Source organism: Gammaproteobacteria bacterium, assembly GCA_022450155.1.
Classification (GTDB): Bacteria; Pseudomonadota; Gammaproteobacteria; order Arenicellales; family UBA868; genus REDSEA-S09-B13.
Genome location: JAKUQR010000009.1, coordinates 17,314 through 38,018 on the forward strand (window position 1 = coordinate 17,314; position 20,705 = coordinate 38,018).

The window sequence follows — 20,705 nt, forward strand, 5'->3', positions numbered from 1 at the left end:
CCTGGTCCAGGATAAGCGCACTCCACAGTATTAGCATGGCATTACTGGAAATTAGTGATCTGGAGGTGTTCTACGGCAAGGCCCGTTCCATCAGCGGCGTCTCTCTCAGCGTAAACGAGGGCCAGATCGTGGGTATCATTGGCCCCAATGGCGCGGGCAAATCCACTCTGCTCGATACCATACTCGGCCTGACTGACCACAAGGGCTCAATATGGTTCGATAATGCTGATCTTGGCAGGTTATCGACTGCTCAGATCGTCAAGCTGGGTATCGGCTATGCGCCCGAACGTCGGAACCTGTTCCCATTCATGAACGTCCGCGAAAATCTGCTCACGGGCGCATATGTCGCCCGAGACCAGCTGAAAGCCAACCTGCAGCGGGTGTTTGAACTGTTTCCTAGACTAGAGGAACGCCAGAACCAGGAGGCGGCAACACAGAGTGGCGGTGAGCAGCAGATGCTGTCTTTAGGGAGGGCCCTGATGGCCAACCCCAAATTGTTGCTGGTAGACGAGCCCACTATTGGCCTGGCACCCCGTGTCTGCAAAGACATCGCCACAGTGTTGCAAAACCTCAACCAACAAGCAGGGTTGACCATCGTGATCACGGAACAGAACGTCAATTTCGCGATGAGCCTGGCCGAGGAGATTCATCTGTTAGAAACTGGCCGGGTTCGAATGACCGGTACCGCGGACGAACTGCGCAACGAGCAGTACATCAAAGAGACTTACTTCGGGATTTGAATCTTTGAGATCTGTTACTGCCAGCCAGGCGGATAACCGATTCTTATTCCGCGAAAACCTTTCGGTCACGGGTTCTGACCGGCACCAAAAAAAGCGGCTGCCGAAGCAGCCGCCATGAACTTTGGGTTATTAACTGATTAACCGAACCACCAGCGCTCGGCATTCTTGTTGCCATCGAACTCCCAGTTTGACGCGATATTTTCAGGACGCTTGACCTTGTCGGAACTGGCATGGCCATAGGCAGAGAATATCGGAATAATGACGCTGCAGTTGTCGTGCACAACGCGCTGCATCTCGACATACATTTCGCGGCGCTTGGCATCATCAAGCTCTGCTCTTGCCTGCGGCAGTAACTCCTCAAAACGTGGATTATTGAAGAAGGTTTCAGACCAGCCTGTGTCGATTGCATTTTTAGAGTACACCTGGCTGAACATCCAGTCTTCTGTCGGGCGGCCGCCCCAGTACGACGCGACCCAGGGATCGACCAACCAGACATTAGACCAGTAACCGTCTTCAGGTTTGCGTACCACCTCGATGTTGATACCCGCCGGACGGGCTGTTTCCTGGAACAACACGCAGGCGTCATCCGAGTTCTGAAAGGCCGTGTCCGCTACCGAGATTTTCAGATCAAGCGAGGATCGCCCGGCCTCTTTCATGTAGTACTTGGCCTTGTCGAGATCATATTCCCGCTGGGGGATCTCCTCATTGGTCGCCCGGTAACGATTGGCCGGCCCAATAGGGATGTCGTTACCCAGTGAAGCATAGCCAAACCAGATCTTTTCCAGCCATTCCTGGCGATTAATCGCGTGCTTGAGCGCCATGACTACGTTGTTGTCGTTGAAGGGCGACACATTGTTGAGCATGGGCAGAGTGCAGTGCTGATTGCCGTTGGTGTAGAACACCTCGATCCCCGGTCGTTTCGCCAGGCGACCTGCAGTCGCCGCCGCGGGGGACGTGATTACGTCGAGCTCATCGGACATCAGCCCGTTTTCTCGTGCGCCGGTATCAGAGATGAACAGCGTCTCAACCGAATCGAAGTGGGCCCGCCCGGCTTTCCAATAGTTGGGATTGCGAACAGTCAGCGTACGCACACCGGGATCGAATGACTCCAGTTTGTAGCCGCCGGTTCCAAGGCCGGACTGCGTATCTATGGTCCCGTCGTCGTTGGCAGGACAGATTCCGAGGTGATAATCCGACATCAGATACGGAAAGTCTGCGTTGGGGCCTTCCAGCACCATCGTAACCTGATGGTCGCCGTCTGCCGTAATATCGGTGATCTGCGAGACAATGCCTTTGGCCGCTGATTTGGTCTTCTCTCCCAGGTGATGCTGGATCGATGCGACTACGTCGCTGGCTTTGAGTGATCGGCCATTATGAAACTCGACACCTTGACGCAGTTTGAAGGCCCAGGTTTGGCCATCCGAAGAGTCCCATGACTCTGCGAGCTCAGGAACAAGCTGGTTGTTCTCATCGATTTCGGTGAGGTTGTTGCGCAGCTGCCCCATGCCGACATTGATCATGTAGGAGTCCAAATATGTTGCCGGGTCCAAGCTGTCGCTGGACGCGCCACCGGTCAATGCCTGTCGAAGCATACCGCCTTTATTGGGCGTTGCCGCCAATACGGCGCTCGACAGCGATGTGGCGGTCGGCAGAGCAACGCCCAGTGCGATCGCGCTGCGAATGAAATCCCGTCGTGTGATTCGGCCTTGCGAAAGCCGTTCCTTAAGATGGTTAATATCTTTCATAAAGTTCCTTCCTCCTAGAAGAATCAATTTCTGTGAGCGTGCCGTTAGGCTGTGCTCAAGAATTACTTAGACTACGCCACTGTATATACAGGGGCGCATCTTCACCCTTTCATTCAGTCTCGTCAAATTCCGACATAAACCGAGGGGAAAGCATAAGTTATTGGCTCATTGCGATCAACGGCAATAGCCATTTGTTGAGAAAGAGTGCTGCTGACCCTAAGACGATGAATTGGCCGCTAATGAGGCCGAGCGCCGTGCAAAGAATGAGTGCTCGTAGATCATGAGCAGAGCTGGCACCAGGAATAAAACCAGCAGCGTTGCGAAAGCCAGACCAAAGGCAATGGAGGTCGCCATCGGGATCAGGAACTGAGCCTGAAGCGAAGTCTCAAACAGCAGCGGGGTCAACCCAGCGATGGTCGTCAGCGAAGTCAATAACACCGCCCGCAGGCGCTGGCAGGCGGCTTCGACCACCGCCTGTTCGGGATCAAGACCGTCAGCTCGAATCTGTTTGTAAAATACCACCAAGATGATTGAGTTGTTGACCACTATACCGGCCAGGCCGAAAAACCCGAACATCGAAAGAATGGTCAGATCGATATTCATCAGTGTATGGCCCCAGATCGCACCCACCAGGCCAAACGGAATAATCGCCATGACCAGCAGCGGCCAGCCATAGGATCCGAAGACCCACGCCAGAACGAGATAGATCAGGACCAACGCTAGAATTGCGCCGCGCTTCATGTCGCTCAGCGTTTCCCGCTGGTCCGCTTGCCGACCTTCAAACGAAAACCTGACGCTGTGGCGTTGTTCGAGTCCGGGTAGAGTGTTCTGCTTTAGGTTGGCGATGATCCGGTTATCGTTGTTGACCGCATCATCGACGTCACCGGTCACGGTTATGGCGAGGTTGCCTTCGACATGCCGGATAGAATCAAAGCCACGTCTGGTCTGAAGCGTAACAATGTTGGCAAATGGGACTGTTCCGCCACCAGGCAGCATGACCTCAAATTCGTTGAGGCTGTCTAGCCGATTTCTTTCATCGTCAGGCAAGACCACACGAACCTCGACTTCATCGTTGTTATCAGCCATGACCTGTACCAGGTAGCCTTCGTAACCAGCCCGAAGCTGCCGGCCCAGATTTTCGACCGACAGGCCCAGTGCTTCGCCAGTCGGGGTCAGCCGGAGTATGATCTGTTCGCGGCCATACGGCATATCGTCTTCAACACCCGACACACCCGGGATATCAATCAATACATTCTTCAGTGCTAACGCTGCTGATTTGACCGCTACCAGGCTCGGCCCCGTGATCTGAACCTCTATGTCCTGTCCCGGTGGACCGGCAGTCGGTTCCTTGATTGACAGGTTTTCAAGTCCGGGAGCGTCAGGGATTCGGGCTCGCCATTCTTCGATGAAGGTTCTATTGCGGACTGCGCGGGCATCCGGTTTAACCAGCTCAACCAGTACAGAACCGATATTTTCGCTTCTGCGCCGTTCCCAATCCCCGCTTTCGCCCAGACCCAGTCGTGAAATCGCCGTTACCACCAGGCCACCTCCGAAATGATCATTCGTGTCCCACAAGGCTTGTTCTACCTTGTCAAGATGGTCGGCGACATGTTTCTTTGGCGTGCCCGCGACGAAATCAACGTTGGCAAAAAAGATCGGCCCCTCGGCAACCGGGAAAAAATTGAACGCGATACGGCCACCGGCGATCCAGCCGATACTGACGATGAAAATCGCAGCTGCCAGCGCTACCGTCAACCAGCGATAGCGAACGCCCGCGACGATCGTGGGGCGAAAACGGGTTTCTCTGAAACGGACAAATCCGTCGTTGAGTTTTTTTCTCAGCCGGCGCGGACGATAGCTCCCGACGCGAGCAAAAGTGCCCCGAAGATGACCGGGTAAAACAAGGAACGCTTCAATTAAGGAGGCCAAGATAACGCAGATCACCACCACCGGCAGCGTTCGCAGGATGATGCCGATAATGCCACCTACCAGAAGTAGCGGCATAAATGCAGCAATCGTTGTCAGCGACGATGCGAGTACCGGTGCCAGCATTCTTTGAGCACCTTTTTGTACCGATGTTAAAGGGCTGTCGCCGCGTTCAAAATGCGTCACAGCATCTTCCCCGACAACAATAGCATCATCTACAATGATGCCGAGCGTCATGATCAGGCCAAACAGACTGATCATGTTGATCGACCCACCGTAAACATAAAGCGCACCCAGCGCTGCCATGAAAGAGGTTGGAATTCCGACTGTGATCCAACTGGCTGCCGGCACGTTCAGGAATAGGTAAAGTATCAGTATGACCAGGACCAGACCGGTGGCGCCGTTCTTGAGCAGCAGATTGATCCGGTCCTTAATGTAGCTCCAGCGTTCATCGTAGACATTGAGTTCAAACCCGGTCGGCAGCAAGGGCCGGGTTTGCTCGACCCATTCACGCATGATTCGAGCTGATTTCAAACTGTCTGCATCCTTGGAACGCGACAGCCTCATTTCTACGGCTGGCCGGCCACGATAGGTGACCGTTGTCTGGGCGTTCTGTGGTCGCCGCTGGATATCAGCGATGTCGCCCAGCGTCAGCAGACGACCGTCCTCAGCTGCGATAACAGGGAGGTCTGCAAAGGCGAGTTCACCCCGACGTTGATCCTTGAAGCGAAGCTGCCTAGCTGACTCACCACGGCCGATTACGCCCACCGGCAGATCTCGTGACGCCGCACCGATGCGTCTGCCAATATCCTCCAGCGATATCCCTAATTCGCGCAGCGTTTCTGAGGGTATCTGGATTGCGATTTCCTCTTCTGGTAAGCCGAAAATCCGGATATTCGAGATGCCCCGTTCAAGCAGTTCGCGTTCAAAACGGCGGACGATGCTGCGTAGACCGCGCGGATCGTCGGGTCCTGCGATGAGCACGCTCGCAATGGGTTCGTAATTGATAATGCGACCGATTTCCGGTGTTTCAGCAGTCGCTGGCAGATTGCGTACCAGGTCAACCTGCTCTTTGACCTGGTCGACGGCAAAACCCATGTCAGTGCCTTCTTTGAATTCAAGGGTAACCAGTGACAGTCCGTCTACAGATCGAGACCGCAGTTCCTTGGCGCGATCAACCCCTCGCAGCTGCTGTTCAAGCGGTTCGGTAATGAGTTTCTCGATATCTTCTGCGCTCGCGCCGACCCAGACGACTTTGACGGAAACAAAGTCGATATCAAAATTAGGAAAGAACTGGACGTTTAGTTTTGAAAGCCCCCAGATACCAGCGATGATCATCATCGTCATCATCAGGTTGGCAGCAACCGGATGACCCGCCAGCAGACCGAGCAGGTTATTTCTCGGTTCCAACGACATGTCAGTCAGTCAGGGTCAGGATGTCGACTTTCAGACCCTCGACAGCGTTCGGTAACTGATTGGCCAATACCTTGTCGCCATCGGAGAGGTCTTCGCTGCGGAAAAGGACCCAGCTGCCCCACTGTCCATTACGATAATCACCGACCCGCTCAACGTGAACCATCGACAGCCGGTTGTCCTGAATGCGGTAAACGTTATTGGCACCGTAGACGGCCGTCGCCGGTAGGGCAAAGACATTGGCTTCTTCTGGAAGGTCGACGAATACCGATACCGTACGACCAAGTTCAATCAGGTGTTTTTCACCAATGATGTTGAAAAAGGCGTCCACTCCCCCCTGACCCCTCTCGATTTTGCCGGCCAACCGGTCAAGTTCAAGTGCGATCGGGTTGCCGTCAAGTTCTGTTGTCGCAGTGACGGTACTGCCGTGGTTTAGGGCCTGTCGAAGGGTGGGCAGGAACCGATTAGGAATCTGGGTGCGCAGTTCAACGAAATTCGTGTCAAATAAATCGATCAGGCGATCACCGGGACGTACACGGTCTCCGGGGGAGACGTGTACCGCAGTAATGCGCCCATCAAACGGCGCGGTCAGCTCGGAACGCTGCAGGTCTCGACGAACTTGATCTCGCACGGCTTTGCTCCTGTTCAGCCGTGCATCGAGCTGGGCCAGTCGAGGGGTGTGGTCGCTGACGGCTCGCTGACGATTGGCCAGGGCGAGAGCCTGGAGGCGTAAGGCGCGCTGCGCCTCATCAACCCTGGCTTGAGTGCCAGCCTGGGTCTGAGCAAGGCGTTCGGCTCTTTTCAGGGTACGCTCCGCAAGGTTGTAAAGCGCACGCTCATGTTTCAGTGCTGTGATGTCTGATCCATGCCGGTTTTTTTCACTTTCGATCTGTGCCTTGATGTCTGCGACTTCGGCATTTCGCTGGCGCAGCAATAGCTGGAGGTCATGGTCGTCCAGACGCAGCAATAGTGCTCCTTTTTTCACCACTTGTCCCGACAGAGCAGTCAGTTCCTTGACGTCTGCGGGCACCGCTGAGCGCAGTCGAGTTTCCCGGGGGGATTCGACCCGACCGTAGAGACGAAGCGTAGGCGACAAGCCTTTGTATTCGACAATGACAGCAGCGACTGACCAAACCCGCGCACTGGGTTCGAGCGGTTGATCAACCGGCGCGCTCGATTTGAGCAGCGCAAACCCCGCGACACCCAATGCCACGACAATAATTGGCAGAAGAATTCTAGGGATTGTTTTCATCAAGAAGACAACTGACGACCGCGGCATAACATTGCCGATTCAGCATTGTAAGGGCGAGGTGACTCAAAAGCGACCGCTGCGGTGATCTGATTATTCAGGACTGCCCGGACGGTATTAATTCTTGGTTGCGACTGAAAAACTGGCTTGACCCAGCGCCGGTCGGTCAGCATCGTATCGCTGCATGAAGGACTGCAGCTGACCCCTAGCGGACAGTTCGGCGACCTGAGTCAGGGCGGTTTGGAGTTCGTGATCGCTGGCCAGGGCCCAGATCGAATCGCCTTTTCGCCATGCGTAATCCAGTACGGCTTCAGCATCAAAGTAACTTTCACCTGGCTTCCACGCGGTGGACCCGGTCGACCAGCGCTGACGCATAAAGTGCGGTACCGCAATCGGCATCCAGTAGAATCTGTAATTCCGGTTTTGTGGACCCGGAAGATAGAGCGGCCGTGATTATATTCAGACCCACCGGCACGCGGGTATGGTCGTAGACGGCACTGGCCTGGGTATAATTTTCGTAACTGCTCATCGAGTCTGGAAGGTACCAACAGCGGCACAGCATGCTCGCGGTACAGTAGATGAGTTTATCGTGCTTTAGCGGGCGAGAGAGGTGGGTGAGGCGAAAATGTGTGGACGGTTCGAGCGCCACAGTGCGCTGTCAGAGTTTTCAAAGATCGTGGCGGGCCTGGTGGCCGAGGGTATTGACCCGTTGCCACCAAGCTACAACATCGCTCCCTCCCAGGCTGCACTGGTGGTACGACACCAGACTGGTGCACACAGGGTTGACTTGCTCACCTGGGGATTGGTGCCGGGCTGGATGAAGGAACCCGGGAAAATACGTCCCATTAATGCCCGCGCCGAGACCATCCACCAGAAACCGATGTTTCGAGATGCATTCAGACACCAACGATGTCTGGTTCTGTGTGATGGTTACTACGAATGGAAAAAGCTCGCCAATGGCCGGAAACAGCCTTACCATCTGGGCAGAACAGACGGATCGCCTTTCGTCATGGCCGGTCTGTGGTCAGATAATGCGCATGCTGCGTCCGAGGGTATCCAGACATTCTGCGTAATCACAACGCCGGCCAGTGGTGAGGCGGCCACCATTCATCACCGGATGCCGGTCATACTCCCGCGCGCGGCCCAGACACAGTGGTTGGATCCGTCAGTCTCGAAGACCGAACAGGTGCAAGAACTGCTGTTGAACGGTGACGTTGACCTGTCGGTCTATCCAGTCAGCACTTTCGTAAACAGCCCGGCCAACAATTCAGCCAAGTGCGCCATCCGGTTGGCTGAGTCAGCGACTGGTGCCAACTGATTCTCCATAGACTGTCCATCAGGTGGCGTAAATAACAAGTCTTTAATATCATGTAAACCTTTTGGTATGTATAATCTTCACTTATATATAGAATCCCACCGTCTGTAGTGGCCTGGACCTAATTAGGTGCGTTTAGCTCAAAAATTCCTCAGTCGAGCATTAGCGACGGGCTCGGCACGGCGTAGCGGTGTTTTAGGCTGGTGGTCCTGTGGTTGCTGTTCGCTCAACCACTGAACACGATATACCGACAATCTTCAGTAAAACGCTTTGAAGCCGACAGATACGTCTGACCCTCGGTACTACCACAAAGTGGTCGACTGCCAGTGGGGTTGTCCTGCCCATACGGATGTCCCCGAATACATCCGAATGATTGCGCAGGGGCGCTATACGGATGCTTATCTTCTCAATCGCCGTTCAAATGTTTTTCCAGCGATTCTGGGCCGAGTCTGTGACAGGCCCTGCGAGCCGGCGTGTCGCCGTCGTCGCGTCGAAGAAGAGCCTGTTGCCATCTGCAGGTTGAAACGGGTCGCTGCAGATTTGGCCGACGATATAAGACCGTACTTACCGGCTGTACCCGCAAAAAAGAACGGAAAGCGTATTGCCTGTATTGGTGCCGGTTGTGCATCGTTAACGGTAGCCAACGATTTGTTGCCGCTCGGCTATGAGATCGTGATGTTTGAGCAGTTCGATCAAGCCGGTGGGCTGATGCGGACCAATATCCCCGCATTCCGATTGCCGGGACCGGTACTGGATGATGAAATCGCAATGATAGTTGAACTGGGCGTGGATCTTCGGCTGGGTCACCGGATCGACAGCATGGCCGATTTGCTGGGAGAAAACTTTGATGCCGTGTTTGTCGGTACCGGCGCGCCGCGGGGAAAAGAACTTGATCTGCCCGGTCGACGGGAAACCGATCGAATCCACATCGGTATTGACTGGCTTGAGTCGGTCGCCTTTGAGCACACCGACCGTATCGGCGAGCGGGTGCTCATCATCGGCGTAGGAAACACAGCGATGGACTGTTGCCGCACTGCACTAAGACTGGGGGGCAAGACGGTCAAGGTGATGGCGCGCAAACCGCGCGGTTATTTCAAGGCTTCGGCGTGGGAACTGGAGGACGCCGAAGAGGAAAGGGTTGAAATTATCGTCAACCATTCACCAAAATCATTTGTTGTCGACGAGGGTCAGCTGAAAGGAATGATATTTGACCATCTTGAATATCAGGTCGATGCAGACGGCAATCTCCAGTCAACCGTCATCGATGAGATATTTCTTGCCTGTGACGATGTGATTCTTGCCATTGGCCAGGAAAATGCTTTCCCCTGGATCGAACGTGATCTCGGCATCGAGTTTGACGAGTGGGATGTACCGAAGATCGAGAAAGTGACATTCGAATCGACCCGCCAAGGCATATTTTTTGGGGGTGACTCAGCTTTTGGGCCGGAAAACATCATCTGGGCTGTTGAACACGGGCATCAGGCGGCGATATCGATTCACAAGCACTGCTGGAGTGAACCGCTGGACAAGCGCTTGCCCCATGGCATGAACCTGCTGAGCACCAAAATGAGCATCCACGAGTGGAGTTTCAGCAATGATTATGACCCTTCGGATCGCCGCCGGATGCGGCACGTCGAACTCAAGCAGCGATTTGATGAACTCAACATAGAAGTGGAGCTTGGGTTTTCAGCAGAACAGTTTGTGACAGAAGTCGAGCGCTGTCTGAACTGTGACATCCAGACAGTGTTTACGGCTAAGCTTTGTATCGAATGTGATGCCTGTATCGATGTCTGTCCAGTCCGTTGTTTGACCATCACTGACAACGGCGACAGAACCGATCTGGTTCAGCGCCTGAGCGCCCCGGTCACAAACTCCGACGCACCGTTTTATGTATCGGATTCACTGCCGCAGACGAGCCGGGTCATGGTCAAGGACGAAAATCTGTGTGTTCACTGTGCCTTGTGTGCAGAACGCTGCCCCACCGGTGCCTGGGACATGTATAAATCCGACTTGTTGATTCCTTACGCGATCGATGAAGAGGTTGCAGGATGCAATCGAAAGACCGGATAAACGATTTCGTCGTTAAAATCGCTACGGTGAATGGTACGGGTTCATCCAGTGCCAACACACTGCTGATGAAAGCGATTTTTCGCATGGGTATTCCAGTTGTCGGTAAGAACTATTTTCCTTCGAACATCCAGGGCCTGCCCACCTGGTATGAGATCCGGGTGACAGGAGAGGGTTATCTGGCTCGGTCCGGCAAAGTCGACATCATGGTTGCGATGAACGCGCAGACGTATGCGGAAGACCTGGCGTCTGTGGTCACCAATGGGGTGTTGATCTATGATGCCAGCTGGCCGAGGGCAGAGCTCCAAGATCGATCGGATATCACTGTTTTTCCAATACCACTGTCGAAAATGTGCAACGAGTCGTTCACCGGCGCTCGTGCACGTATCTTGATGAAGAACATCGCCTATGTCGGTGCTATTGCAGCGCTGATAGAAATAGATCGGGATGTCGTGCGTCAGCTGTTGGGTGAAACATTTACCGACAAACCCGATCTAGTCGAGTCGAATATGCAGGCATTCGAGCTGGGTTATGACTACGCACAGACAGAATTTAACTGCCCGCTGGAGAGCCGGCTGGTTCCAATGGATGCTATGTCCAATCACATCATGATTGATGGAAACACAGCGGCGGCTTTGGGGTGTGTATACGCTGGCGCTACGGTTGGCAGCTGGTACCCAATCACGCCTTCGACATCGTTGTTTGATGCGTTCGGTAACTTTTGCAGACAGCTGCGACAGAATCCGGAAACCGGCGAACAGAATTTCTGCATTATCCAGGCTGAGGACGAACTGGCTGCGATTGGTATGGCGCTGGGGGCTGCCTGGAACGGCGCGCGCGCATTTACGGCAACGAGCGGACCTGGTGTGTCGCTAATGTCGGAATTCCTGGGTTTGGCTTATTACACGGAAATACCGCTGGTCCTATTCGACGTTCAACGGGCAGGCCCCTCGACGGGAATGCCGACGAGAACCCAACAAAGTGATATTCTCGCTGCCGCTTTTGCATCCCACGGCGACACGCGGCATGTTCTGCTTTTCCCTGCCGATCCGGAAGAATGTTTCCGGATGGCGGTGTCCGCTTTTGATCTGGCAGACCGGCTGCAAACGCCAATAATCGTCATGATGGACCTGGACATCGGCATGAACGACTGGCCCTGTCCGGAGTTGACGTGGGATGACAGCTATCAGCCTGATCGAGGCAAGGTGTATACCGCAAGGGACTTAAGCGAGATGGATACTTTTGCCCGCTACCTCGATGTCGACGGGGATGGTATCTGTTACCGGACACTGCCCGGAGAACACCCCAACGGGGCCTACCTGATTCGCGGTTCAGGGCATAACAAATTCGGTGGCTACACGGAAAGGGCCGATGAGTATCTGGAAGTCGTTGATCGGTTGCGCCGTAAGTTTGATACGGCTGCCGAACTGGTCCCGGAACCGGTGATCGAAACTTCGAACAAAACCAGTTGTGCGATTGTCACGCTAGGCAGTTGCGACGGCGCGGTTCGGGAAGCGCGGAGCAAGCTGGCCGCTGAAGGTGTTCAAACAGGCTACATGCGGATTCGAGCATTTCCTTTCAGCAAGACCGTTGTCGAATTTTTAGCCAGTTACAGTCAGATTTTTGTCGTCGAACAGAACCGCGACGCACAGCTGCGCAGCTTGTTGCAGATAGAAGCCGGGGTCAGTGCGAATAAACTGATTCCGATTCTCAGCTATGGGGGCATGCCCATGGCCAGTAATGAAATCTATGAGCCGCTGCTGGAAAAAATCGCTCAGGGGAAAGCAGCGTGAGTTTTATCAAGAAACCGAGAATTACGAAGGGACTGCCACAGAACGGACTGGGCTTGTCGATCGTCGATTACGAAGGTGCTATGTCGACCTTATGTGCTGGATGCGGCCACGATTCGATCTCTGCTGCAATCATTCAAGCCTATTTTGAACTTGAAATCGAACCTCACCGGGTGGCCAAGGTTTCCGGTATTGGTTGTTCGAGTAAAACACCGACCTATTTTCTACGGCCGGCGCACGGTTTTAATTCAGTACATGGCAGAATGCCCTCGATCGTCACCGGCGCAAACGCCGCGAACCGCGATCTGCACTACATCGGTGTTTCTGGAGATGGTGATTCTTTGTCTATCGGGCTCGGGCAATTCTGCCATGCTATTCGGCGTAACGTGAACATGCTTTATGTACTGGAGAACAATGGTGTTTACGGGCTCACTAAAGGACAGTTTTCAGCATCGGCAGACGTCGGTAGTACTGCCCGCAAAGGCGGTGCTGTCAACCAGCAGCCGCCAATTGACCCTGTGTTGACAGCCATCAATTTCGGGTGCACTTTTGTCGCCCGTGGATTTTCAGGTGATAAACAGAACCTGGTACCCTTGCTAAAAGCCGCGATCCGACATCCAGGATTTGCACTGCTGGATGTGCTATCCCCCTGTGTAACATTTAACGATCACGAAGGCTCGACAAAAAGTTATGCTTATACCCGCGAGTCAGAACGTACAACTGTTTATGCGGATTTTATTCCCAGTCGTGAGCCGATAGAGACCGACCGGGTGCAGGACGTGACGACGATAACATTACATGACGGCAGCCGAATCGTGTTACGCAAGGTCGATAATGATTACAACCCGCTCGATGCCGGCGCAGCAACAGCTTACATTCGTGATCACCAAGATGAAGGGGAAATTGTGACGGGTCTTTTATATATAAACGAAGAAGCTCAAGATCTGCACGCTATGAATAACACATCCAATACCCCCCTCAGCACGTTGGAGCTCAGCAAGCTGATACCGGGCGCGGCAAAACTCGCGGCGCTGCAGAAGGCCTGGCGTTAAGCTGGACGTTGGTTAGGGGTTTTCAGTTCTTGCTTGACGAGAAAGCAGTGCCGTAACCGCAAGCGTTGGATCGAGGTCTTCAAACAGGACCTTATATACCTGTTCAGTAATCGGCATTTCGACTGCAGTCACTGCGCTTTTTCGGTACAACTCCCGAGTCGTGTTGATGCCCTCGGCTTCCTGACCGATTTCCGACAGCATGTCTTCTTTGGATTTGCCTTTGCCTATACCCAGGCCTAGTCGGCGATTTCTTGACTGATCGTCGGTACAGGTCAGGATGAGGTCCCCCATCCCTGTCAAGCCCATAAAAGTTTCGACCTGACCCCCCAGAACGATACCCAGCCTGCTCATTTCTGTCAGGCCTCGGGTGATCAGGGCCGCGCGCGCGTTTGCCCCGAACCCCAGGCCGTCACTGATTCCAGCGGCGATTGCCATGACATTCTTAATCGCACCCCCAAGCTGGACGCCGGACAGATCAGTACTCGTATAGACCCGTGTCCGGTTGTCTCTGAACCATGAGGCCACTGTATCGGCAACTGTTTCATTGCGAGCGGCTACGGTGAGGGCTGTAGGTAAACGCTGGGCGACTTCAGTGGCAAAGCTAGGACCTGACAACACGGCGGGTTGGGCAGTGTGGCCCAGAACCTGGTCGAAAACCTCGCTCAGCAACAGACCGGTACCGGATTCAAAGCCCTTCGTTCCCCAGCAGATCTGCGGCGGTTCAGAGCATCCCGTCAGCGCATCGTTCAACCTGTTAAGCACCGACCGGAATGCATGGCTGGGTACAGCGATGACGTAGTGATGAGCCTCATCCACAGCACGGTTAAATTGAGCGGTGGGTTCGACACCCGAGGGTAGTGCAAGCGAGCCCAGGAAACGCTGGTTACGGCCCGTTGCGATCATCTCCTGTGCATGGGTGTGATCTCGAGTCCACAGCAACACCGGATGGCCGTGATGCGCGACCAGCCCAGCCAGTGCGGTTCCCCAGGACCCTGCACCCAACACCGCCAGAGGCTGCCGGTTTTTGGTGTTCACGCTGTGTCGTCGGGCGCCTTGTTTGGTAAAGTTTCCCGGGTAGGGGTTTTCAGCCGGTGGCACCGCTGTCAGAACGGTCGATCACCGCGTTTTTGTTTTCGTACATCAGCGCAATGCTGACTGGGGGCAGGTAAAAAGAGGGAAAACCACCTTTCGCGATCATTTGCCCGATTGCCTCACGTAGATAGGGGAATAGCACTTGTGGACATGCTTTTTTTACCATTTCATTCAGAGTTTCGTCGTCATAGCCTTTCAAGGTGAATATACCCGCCTGATGGCATTCGGTGACGTAGGCGATTTCACCATCCTCGGTTTTCGCAGTAACAGTCCACTTGAGTTGTGACTCGAAAATGCCGTTGGCTTCATCGAGTGGTTGCTGCACGACTTCGAAGTCGTGGTCATATTTAAGCTTGTATTCGCGGGTAAATATCCGAGGACTATTCGGCGCTTCAAAGGACAGGTCTTTGACGTAGACCTGATTGATGTCGAAAGTCGGTTCGGTAGGGTTGGTTTCTACCATGGTAGGGCTCCTAGTGCTTCAGAGTCTCAGCGTTCGACCGGCAGGTTTTCTTTTTCCCATGCCGCAAGACCTCCCGCGAGTGTGTAAACGTCAGAGAATTCGTTTTTACGCAATATAGCGGCGGCCCTCCCCGCTCTGGTTCCAGTCTTACACGTCAGAACAATCGGTTTCTTTTTGTCCCGATACTTTTTCAATCGATTCAGGCTGCTGTCCAGCTGGCCCAGCGGAATATTGATTGCAGCCGGAATATGACCGTTTTCAAATTCCGCAGATTCGCTGATATCAACCACGACGGCGCCATCGTGATTCATCAGCTGAGGCAGTTGTACGGCAGTAACCTGGTTTGTGTTAGCACCACGTCTGAACGTGTCTACAGCGATCAGGGCGCAGATGACCACAAGCGCGGCAAACAGATACCAGTTAGTGGTGATGAATTCAATGTCCATGGCGTGAAGTACTGATTAAACGGGGGCGCTAGTGTACAGCAAGCGGGTGCTAGGGTGCGCCAATAGCGGCGCGCGCCTATCGCAAGGCGCCGGTCAGGTAGCAGGTGGGCAGAACGCCTCGCGCATGGTGCCGATCAGCTGAAGGATTTTCTCATCACCGATTCGGTAAAAGACTTTGTTCGCATCTTTGCGGGAATCAAGGATCCCCTTGTCGCGCATGATAGAAAGGTGCTGGGAGATGTTACTCTGGGAGGTGCCTACCATCTCAACCAAATCCTGGACACTGATTTCCTGGGCTCCGGCCAGTATGCAGAGGATTTTGAGGCGCAATGGGTGGCCCATGGCTTTCAGTGCCCGGGAAGCCACGTACAAATCCCGTTCGTCCGCCAAAAGTGATGCCGCATCTCCGCCTTCTATTTGACGATTTTTACTATCTGAAACTAAGGCCATATCGCCGATTTCTGATAAATTACGTTAATATTAATCTTACCTTATACGCTAATGTACGATTTGTCCAGTGGTGAGTGGCTGTCATTGCTTTTCAGGCCCGATAATGGCCTCAGCGGGGCGGATTTGGGGCAGGAATCCGGCCATTTTGGAGCCTGGTCAGCAGCTGGCCGGGCTGGACGTATACTGTGGACGCTGCCACGGACTGGGCTCGTGGGGTCGACGTCATGGAGAAATTGGATGATTGTGCTGTGTAGAGCTTTGAAACGTCCGCTGATTGGATTGGCTGCGGCTTTTTGCTTAGGTCCTTTTCTGGTGGCGCATGCCGGACAGGCTGAAAATACGGTGCAGCTGCCGATCAAAGACCTCAAGATCTTCGCCGAGATCTTCGGGAAAATAAAGTCGGGTTATGTAGACGACATCGATGACAGCCAATTGTTGAACGATGCCATAAAGGGGATGTTGGGCGGTCTTGATCCGCACACGGTCTATCTTGATTCGGAATCCTTTCGCGAGATGAACATCGACACACATGGGGAATTCGGTGGGCTGGGCCTGGAAGTGACAATGGAAAATGGCGTGATCAGGATCGTCGCCCCTATCGATGATACGCCTGCCCATAAGGCTGGACTTAAATCAGGGGACTTGATCATCAGTCTGGACGGTGTTCAGGTTAAAGGGCTTTCACTGGATGAATCCGTGTCATTGATGCGAGGCAAACCCGGGTCCGAAATTGTTCTGACCATCGTACGCAAGGGCCGACCAGAACCCTTTGAGGTGACACTCAATCGGGCGATCATTCAGCTTGAAAGCGTTCGAGCAGAGCTTTTGGAGACTGGTTTTGGTTATGTGCGGGTCACACAGTTTCAAACCGGTACAGCTACCTCTTTGCGCCAGCAGCTGGCTCGCTTAGCACGGGAAGCGGGCACAGCGCTCAGTGGGCTGGTTCTCGACCTGCGCGATAACCCCGGCGGCATTCTGGATGGTGCGGTACAGGTAAGCGATACTTTTCTTAGAGATGGTTTGATCGTTTCGACACGAGGCAGAACAGAGGACTCGGAGGTTACGTTCAGTGCCAGTCCCAAAGACTACCTGAATGATGCCCCTTTGGTGGTGTTGGTCAACGGCGGTTCGGCATCGGCTTCGGAGATTGTGGCGGGTGCTCTGCAGGATCACGGTCGGGCGTTGATCCTCGGCACGACTACCTTTGGCAAGGGATCGGTTCAGACCATACTGCCCATGTTTAACGGAGCAGCGCTCAAACTAACCACCGCCCGTTACTACACACCCAACGACCGCTCGATTCAGGCCACCGGCATCACGCCGGATGTTGTGAGTCAACCTGCAGAATCTAGCCAGACACCCGACGGTGACGCTTCCCGACTCCGTGAATCCGATCTAGCCGGGCATCTTGAAAATGAGCTCGAAAAAGACCAGGACTCTACAGTCGATACGAAAGCCGACCCGTCACTGGTCAGCGATCCTCAGGTCAGAGAGGCCTTAAACATTCTGAAGGGAATGGTGATCGCACGCCAGCAGAGTTTGTGAGAGTGGCCGCGACAAGTGTGTTTGATTGACCCACCAGTCGGCTTGGTATTGATCTATTTACGACCTAGCCGGCACTAGTGGCTACACTGCCAGGATCGGACTGCTGCTTCTCGACCACGACTGAAAAGCCACATTGCGCCTTCAGTCATCTTGAAAGTTGGCTCTTGTTTATTTGAGTTTTTCCGGATTTTCCCCGACCAAACCATAGGGTGGATATGGGTGGGTGCACAACCTTTACTGCGATAGACCGAACAACTTGTGAACCCGATCTGTGCAATGCGAAAAAGATGGAGTGATACAGGTAAGTTAAAACAACCTTCAGCGTGCCGTTTTGGCAGCCATGAAAGCTCTCTTTGCTGATCTAGGTTGTTGATAGTGTAGAAGCGAATTTCACTTCTGGGCGCATCTGTTTTCTGCTTTAGTGTTTGACAACCGGCCAACAACAAAAGAGCAAAGATCAAAATCAACGGACGATGCAGGCGAGAGGTCAACGCTGACTCCAGTATAAAGTGTGCCCAGAACATCTTGGGTATTATGGCGGTAAGTTCGAGTTTTTGTGGATTCTGCGCTTAGACTTGAATATCAGACAGTAAACCTGTCCATGCAAGCAAGACAATACTGTTTCTCGTTCTGACAGCCCCGTATACTCGTGACATAGACAGTGGCGCGATACTTCACCGACTGCTGCCTGTCTACGAAACCTGCTTAGAGGGGATCAAGCGTGTCTGGCAAACTCGTTCTTGTAGACGGTTCGTCTTATCTTTACCGCGCATTTCACGCGATGCCTAATCTCACCAACTCCCAAGGCGAGCCAACCGGAGCTGTCTACGGTGTTGTGAACATGTTGCGGCGTCTGCTCAAAGAGCAACCATCGGAATATTTTGCCGTGGTGTTCGATGCACCCGGACCCACATTCAGAGACCAGATGTACCCCAAATACAAGGCCAATAGGCCGCCGATGCCTGATGAATTACGTGGTCAGATACAGCCGCTGCACGACGTTATCTCGGCCCTGGGGTTGCCGCTGATATGTGTCAAGGGAGTTGAAGCCGATGATGTCATCGGAACGCTGGCTGTGGCAGCATCCGAGATGGGAATCGAGACGCTCATTGCCAGCGGAGACAAGGACCTGTTTCAATTGGTGGGAGACAAAGTGTTGCTTGTGGACAGCATGAAAGACATCACTTACGACGCCACCGGCGTCGTGAATAAATTCGGTGTCCCTCCTGAACGTATGGTCGATTTTTTGACATTGGTGGGCGATAGTGTCGACAACATTCCGGGCGTACCCAAGGTAGGCCCTAAAACGGCAAGCAAATGGCTGAATGAGTTTGGCTCCCTCGACGAGCTGGTTCAACATGCGAACGAAATCGGTGGCAAGGTCGGAGAATATCTTCGCGGTGCCCTGGACCAATTACCGATGTCAAAGGCACTGGCAACCATCAAGCTAGACGTGCAACTCGATGTGCACCCGGACGGCCTGCAGTTGCAACCCGCCGATAAATCTCGTCTACGTACGCTGTATGCAGGCCTGGAATTCAAAACCTGGCTGTCGGAACTCGGTGGCTTATCAGCAGGTGATGACAAAGCAAAAAGTCCGCCGGTCGACTACCAAGTCATTCTTGATCAGAAGGCGCTGAACCGCTGGATAAAACGCCTGCAGTCGGCGGAGTTGATTTCAATCGATACCGAAACCACCTCGCTGGATCCGATGCAGGCTCGAATTGTTGGACTTTCTTTTACCGACCGAACCTGTGAGGCGGCTTACCTGCCGCTGGGGCATGACTATGCCGGTGCGCCCGATCAACTGCCGCTGGAGGAGACTCTGGCGCAGTTGAAACCTCTGCTAGAGGATCCGACCCTGCCAAAGGTTGGTCAGAATCTTAAGTACGACCGATCTGTTCTGCTTAATCACGACATAGAACTCCGGGGAATCCGGTTTGACACGATGCTCGAATCCTATGTTCTGGACAGCACCGGCTCCCGACATGATATGGACACCCTGTCTTTGAAATATCTGGGACTCAATTCGATACGCTATGAAGATGTCGCTGGCAAGGGTAAAAAGCAGTTGACGTTTAATCAGGTCCCTGTGGAAACCGCGACACCGTATGCTGCAGAAGACGCCGATCTGGTTTTGCGTCTTCATCAGACGCTTTATCCACGCCTGAAGCAATTCGAAAAGCAGCGCGAACTGTTCGAAAACATAGAAATGCCTTTGCTGCCAGTACTGTCGCGTATCGAACGAACGGGCGTACGGGTGGACAGCGACATGTTGGCCCGACAAAGTAGCGAACTTGGTGAGCGCATCGACACACTGGCGCAGCAGGCCTTTGATCAGGCCGGCGCCGACTTCAACATCGCCTCACCCAAGCAGATCCAGGAAATCCTGTTTGAAAAACTCCAGCTACCGGTGATCAGTAAAACGCCTAAAGGTCAGCCGTCCACCTCAGAGAATGTGCTCCAGGAACTTGCTGAACAACATGAGTTACCAAAGCTGATTCTGGAACACCGGGCACTCAGTAAATTACGCTCGACCTACACCGAAAAGTTGCCGTTGCTTGTTAACCCCAACACGGGCCGTGTGCATACCTCCTATCACCAGGCGTCTGTTGTGACCGGACGCTTGTCTTCCACCGATCCGAACCTGCAGAACATCCCGGTGCGGACTACCGACGGCCGACGAATACGGGAGGCTTTCGTGCCTGAGTCCGGTTCGGTACTGTTGGCTGCCGATTATTCCCAGATCGAGTTGCGTATCATGGCGCATTTGTCTGGCGATGATGGACTATTGGCTGCATTTGCCGACAACCAGGACATCCATCGTGCGACGGCTTCAGAAGTATTCAGCACTGCGTTGGAAGATGTCGACAGCGACCAGAGACGTAGCGCAAAAGCCATCAATTTTGGACTCATCTACGGCATGTCGGCATTTGGACTGGCTCGCCAACTGGGGATCAACCGGTCCGAAGCACAGTCGTATATCGAGCTTTATTTTGATCGCTACCCCGGGGTGAAAGCCTATATGGAACAGATACGAACGCAAGCACGGGAGCAGCAGTTTGTCGAAACTATTTTCGGTCGTAAGCTGTACCTACCTGACATTAGCTCAAGTAATCACGCAAGACGCCAAGGCGCCGAACGTGCCGCCATCAATGCACCGATGCAGGGCACGGCAGCAGATCTGATCAAGCTGGCGATGCTGGCTATCGACAGCTGGCTTACTGAACAGGCACTCGAAACACGCATGATCATGCAAGTTCACGACGAACTCGTACTGGAGGTTCCGGACAGTGAACTCAAAGATGTTCCGGAGACTATCGCTTCACTGATGAGCGGTGTTGCACAACTCAGGGTGCCGCTTCGTGTAGACGTTGGCAGTGGGGCAAACTGGGCGGAAGCACACAGCTGA

16 protein-coding genes are annotated in these 20,705 nt (G+C 53.7%); 7 read left to right on the forward strand and 9 right to left on the reverse strand.

What is annotated here, in order from left to right:
* Positions 1-29: 29 nt before the first annotated feature.
* Entirely contained in the window at positions 30-740 is a 711-nt protein-coding gene (locus tag MK323_06765) for an ABC transporter ATP-binding protein (GenBank protein MCH2481861.1), read from the forward strand.
* A gap of 137 nt (positions 741-877) precedes the next feature.
* Here MK323_06765 and MK323_06770 read toward each other — a convergent pair whose 3' ends face one another.
* The 5 genes from MK323_06770 to MK323_06790 form a co-directional block, all read right to left on the reverse strand.
* Entirely contained in the window at positions 878-2,485 is a 1,608-nt protein-coding gene (locus MK323_06770) for an ABC transporter substrate-binding protein (protein MCH2481862.1), read from the reverse strand.
* 216 nt (positions 2,486-2,701) lie between these two features.
* Entirely contained in the window at positions 2,702-5,827 is a 3,126-nt protein-coding gene (locus tag MK323_06775; GenBank protein MCH2481863.1) for an efflux RND transporter permease subunit, read from the reverse strand.
* A gap of 1 nt (position 5,828) precedes the next feature.
* Positions 5,829-7,076: an HlyD family efflux transporter periplasmic adaptor subunit gene (locus tag MK323_06780; protein ID MCH2481864.1), complete on the reverse strand. Its 1,248-nt coding sequence runs from the start codon at positions 7,074-7,076 to the stop codon at positions 5,829-5,831.
* Positions 7,077-7,190: 114 nt separating this feature from the next.
* Positions 7,191-7,448 carry a hypothetical protein gene (locus MK323_06785; protein MCH2481865.1) on the reverse strand — a complete coding sequence of 86 codons (258 nt, stop codon included), beginning with the start codon at positions 7,446-7,448 and terminating at the stop codon, positions 7,191-7,193.
* Positions 7,402-7,602: a hypothetical protein gene (locus MK323_06790; GenBank protein MCH2481866.1), complete on the reverse strand. Its 201-nt coding sequence runs from the start codon at positions 7,600-7,602 to the stop codon at positions 7,402-7,404. The genes MK323_06785 and MK323_06790 overlap by 47 nt, the downstream gene beginning before the upstream one ends.
* A gap of 81 nt (positions 7,603-7,683) precedes the next feature.
* Between MK323_06790 and MK323_06795 the strand changes: the two genes are divergently transcribed.
* The 4 genes from MK323_06795 to MK323_06810 all read left to right on the forward strand — a co-directional run bounded on the left by MK323_06795 (position 7,684) and on the right by MK323_06810 (position 13,297).
* Positions 7,684-8,391, forward strand: a complete 708-nt coding sequence (locus MK323_06795; GenBank protein MCH2481867.1) for an SOS response-associated peptidase — start codon at positions 7,684-7,686, stop codon at positions 8,389-8,391.
* Positions 8,392-8,658: 267 nt separating this feature from the next.
* Positions 8,659-10,458 carry an FAD-dependent oxidoreductase gene (locus MK323_06800; GenBank protein MCH2481868.1) on the forward strand — a complete coding sequence of 600 codons (1,800 nt, stop codon included), beginning with the start codon at positions 8,659-8,661 and terminating at the stop codon, positions 10,456-10,458.
* Complete coding sequence (locus MK323_06805) at positions 10,437-12,248, forward strand: 2-oxoacid:acceptor oxidoreductase subunit alpha (protein ID MCH2481869.1); 1,812 nt, start codon at positions 10,437-10,439, stop codon at positions 12,246-12,248. The genes MK323_06800 and MK323_06805 overlap by 22 nt, the downstream gene beginning before the upstream one ends.
* Positions 12,245-13,297: a 2-oxoacid:ferredoxin oxidoreductase subunit beta gene (locus tag MK323_06810; GenBank protein MCH2481870.1), complete on the forward strand. Its 1,053-nt coding sequence runs from the start codon at positions 12,245-12,247 to the stop codon at positions 13,295-13,297. The genes MK323_06805 and MK323_06810 overlap by 4 nt, the downstream gene beginning before the upstream one ends.
* 12 nt (positions 13,298-13,309) lie before the next feature.
* On the opposite strand, the gene MK323_06815 is transcribed toward MK323_06810, so the two are convergent.
* The 4 genes from MK323_06815 to MK323_06830 all read right to left on the reverse strand — a co-directional run bounded on the left by MK323_06815 (position 13,310) and on the right by MK323_06830 (position 15,748).
* Entirely contained in the window at positions 13,310-14,332 is a 1,023-nt protein-coding gene (locus tag MK323_06815; GenBank protein ID MCH2481871.1) for an NAD(P)-dependent glycerol-3-phosphate dehydrogenase, read from the reverse strand.
* Between the two features lie 49 nt (positions 14,333-14,381).
* Positions 14,382-14,852 carry a protein-export chaperone SecB gene (secB, locus tag MK323_06820; GenBank protein MCH2481872.1) on the reverse strand — a complete coding sequence of 157 codons (471 nt, stop codon included), beginning with the start codon at positions 14,850-14,852 and terminating at the stop codon, positions 14,382-14,384.
* A gap of 26 nt (positions 14,853-14,878) precedes the next feature.
* Positions 14,879-15,298: a rhodanese-like domain-containing protein gene (locus MK323_06825; GenBank protein MCH2481873.1), complete on the reverse strand. Its 420-nt coding sequence runs from the start codon at positions 15,296-15,298 to the stop codon at positions 14,879-14,881.
* A 93-nt stretch (positions 15,299-15,391) separates the two neighbouring features.
* Positions 15,392-15,748, reverse strand: coding sequence for a metalloregulator ArsR/SmtB family transcription factor (locus MK323_06830; GenBank protein ID MCH2481874.1), 357 nt, complete (start codon positions 15,746-15,748; stop codon positions 15,392-15,394).
* 237 nt (positions 15,749-15,985) lie between these two features.
* Here MK323_06830 and MK323_06835 point away from each other — a divergent pair, with 237 nt between their 5' ends.
* Both MK323_06835 and polA read left to right on the forward strand, forming a co-directional pair.
* Complete coding sequence (locus MK323_06835) at positions 15,986-17,293, forward strand: S41 family peptidase (GenBank protein MCH2481875.1); 1,308 nt, start codon at positions 15,986-15,988, stop codon at positions 17,291-17,293.
* A gap of 781 nt (positions 17,294-18,074) precedes the next feature.
* Positions 18,075-20,705 (forward strand): DNA polymerase I, encoded by a 2,631-nt coding sequence (gene polA / locus MK323_06840; GenBank protein ID MCH2481876.1) that lies wholly within the window; start codon positions 18,075-18,077, stop codon positions 20,703-20,705.

Excerpts from the sequence above, each read along its gene's own strand:
- polA (MCH2481876.1), top strand. The coding sequence starts at position 18,075 with ATGCCTAATCTCACCAACTCCCAAGGCGAGCCAACCGGAGCTGTCTAC.
- MK323_06780 (MCH2481864.1), bottom strand. The coding sequence starts at position 7,076 with ATGAAAACAATCCCTAGAATTCTTCTGCCAATTATTGTCGTGGCATTG.
- MK323_06835 (MCH2481875.1), top strand. The coding sequence starts at position 15,986 with ATGATTGTGCTGTGTAGAGCTTTGAAACGTCCGCTGATTGGATTGGCT.
- MK323_06775 (MCH2481863.1), bottom strand. The coding sequence starts at position 5,827 with ATGTCGTTGGAACCGAGAAATAACCTGCTCGGTCTGCTGGCGGGTCAT.
- MK323_06805 (MCH2481869.1), top strand. The coding sequence starts at position 10,437 with ATGCAATCGAAAGACCGGATAAACGATTTCGTCGTTAAAATCGCTACG.
- MK323_06830 (MCH2481874.1), bottom strand. The coding sequence starts at position 15,748 with ATGGCCTTAGTTTCAGATAGTAAAAATCGTCAAATAGAAGGCGGAGAT.
- MK323_06790 (MCH2481866.1), bottom strand. The coding sequence starts at position 7,602 with ATGAGCAGTTACGAAAATTATACCCAGGCCAGTGCCGTCTACGACCAT.
- MK323_06825 (MCH2481873.1), bottom strand. The coding sequence starts at position 15,298 with ATGGACATTGAATTCATCACCACTAACTGGTATCTGTTTGCCGCGCTT.
- secB (MCH2481872.1), bottom strand. The coding sequence starts at position 14,852 with ATGGTAGAAACCAACCCTACCGAACCGACTTTCGACATCAATCAGGTC.
- MK323_06785 (MCH2481865.1), bottom strand. The coding sequence starts at position 7,448 with ATGCGTCAGCGCTGGTCGACCGGGTCCACCGCGTGGAAGCCAGGTGAA.
- MK323_06770 (MCH2481862.1), bottom strand. The coding sequence starts at position 2,485 with ATGAAAGATATTAACCATCTTAAGGAACGGCTTTCGCAAGGCCGAATC.